We start from the raw sequence: 2,056 nt of genomic DNA on the forward strand, positions 1-2,056 counted from the left end.
AGCCTTCCGACGGGCGAACGCGAGCCGGCGGTACCCGGCGACGCGGTGGCGATCGTGGGCCTGGCCGGGGTGTTTCCCGGCGGGAACGAGGCGGAGGGCTTCTTCGCCGACCTGGCCGCCGGCCGGGACCTGGTCGGCGAGGTGCCCGCGAGCCGCTGGGACTGGCGTCGCTGGTACGGCGACCCGTGGACCGGCGGGGACCGCACCCCGGTGCGCTGGGGCGCGTTCCTGTCCGACGTGGACCGGTTCGACCCGCGCTTCTTCGGCATCTCGGCGGTCGAGGCCGACCTGATGGACCCGCAGCAGCGGGTGTTCCTGGAGACCGTCTGGCGGGCCATCGAGGACGCCGGCTACCGGGCCTCGGACCTGGCCGGCACCGACACCGGACTCTTCGTCGGCGTCGGTGGAATGGACTACCTCGAGCTGATGCTGGCCGGCGGGCGGGGCCTACAGCCGCACACGCCCACCGGCATCGCGCACTCGGTCCTGGCCAACCGGGTGTCGTTCCTGTTGGACCTGCACGGGCCGAGTGAGCCGGTGGACACCGCCTGTTCGGCGTCGTTGGTGGCGGTGCACCGGGCGGTGGCCAGCATCCAGCGCGGCGAGTGCGGCGCGGCCATCGCCGGTGGCGTGAACGTGATGGCGACCCCCACCGCGCACATCGCCTTCACCCAGGCCGGGATGTTGGCGCCGGACGGTCGGTGCAAGGTGTTCGACGCCGCTGCCGATGGTTATGTCCGGGGTGAGGGTTGTGGCGCGGTGCTGCTCAAGCCATTGTCCCGAGCCCTGGCTGATGGTGATCAGGTGTATGCGGTGATCCGGGGCAGCGCGGTGAATCATGGTGGTCGGGCGGCGTCGTTGACCGCGCCGAACACGGCGGCGCAGGCGCGGTTGATCGTGCGGGCGTGGGAGCAGGCGGGTGTGGATCCGGCGACCTGCACCTATCTGGAGACGCATGGCACGGGCACGGCGTTGGGCGATCCGATCGAGACGACGGCGTTGACCCAGGCGTTCGCCATCCTGTACGAGCGGTGGGGTCGTTCCGCGCCGACGAGTCCGCATTGTGGCCTGGGGTCGGTGAAGAGCAATGTGGGGCATCTGGAGACCGCCGCGGGGATGGCGGGGTTGGTCAAGGTGTTGTTGGGGATGCGGCACCGACGGCTGCCGGGAAATCTGCATCTGAACACTGTGAATCCGTATATCCGGTTGGACGGGACTCCATTCGAGGTGCTGGACCGTACCCGGGAGTGGGAGACGAACGGGGTTCCGCGTCGGGCGGGGATCTCCGGGTTCGGTTACGGCGGGGTCAACGCTCATCTCGTCCTCGAAGAACAGCCGGTCGCACCGGTGTCCCCGCCGGCCGCGGACCGCAGGTGATCACGCTGTCCGCCAAGACCCCCGACCGGCTCGCGGCCGTCGCCGGCCGGCTCGCCGCGCACCTCGACACCGCACGCCCGGCGCTGGAGGACGTGGCGTACACCCTGCGGGTGGGTCGCGAACCCATGGCCGAACGGCTCGCGGTGGTGGCGCGGGACGTCGACGAGGCGCGGGAGGCGCTCACCGCGTTCGTCGCCGGCGAGCCCGCCGGGCCCGGCGTGTTCCGCAGCCGTGCCGTGCTCCCGTCCGCGAACGGCGGTGCCGCCGACCACGGCCACGCCCTCGGCGTCGTCTCTGGTGCCGGGCACGGCGTCGACTCAAGGGTGAACGGCCACGGGGTCATCGCCGTGCCGCACGAACGGGGCATCACCCCGGCGAGCGGCCACGTCCCGGCGAGCGGCCATGCTCCGGCGAACGGTCACACCCCGGACGACCGGGCCGCCGCGCTCGCCGCCGCGTGGGTGCGCGGCGACGACCCGGCCGGGACACCTCCGGGACGGCGGATCTCGTTGCCCGGCTACCCGTTCGCCGGGGAGCGGTACTGGGGTGCCGACGTGCCGATGCCCCGGGCCGCCGGCCCGACCGACCCGGAACCGCCCGCGCCGACGCTGCTGCGCCAGGTGTGGGAACCGGCCACCGCCCGCCCCGCCCCCACCGAGACCGCCCACGCCACCGTGGT

At 73.0% G+C, this 2,056-nt stretch carries 2 protein-coding genes; both read left to right on the top strand.

The genetic code is table 11. The annotated features are described in order from the left end of the window. On the top strand, nucleotides 1–1,377 hold a 1,377-nt coding region (locus tag JM949_RS35495; RefSeq protein ID WP_203152414.1), incomplete at its 5' end, for a type I polyketide synthase. After that, the coding region (locus JM949_RS35500; RefSeq protein WP_407664885.1) for a KS-MAT linker domain-containing protein at nucleotides 1,374–2,056 on the top strand (683 nt) is incomplete at its 3' end. The genes JM949_RS35495 and JM949_RS35500, both read left to right, overlap by 4 nt.

The sequence above is a fragment of the Micromonospora tarensis genome, assembly GCF_016803395.1.
GTDB lineage: Bacteria > Actinomycetota > Actinomycetes > Mycobacteriales > Micromonosporaceae > Micromonospora > Micromonospora tarensis.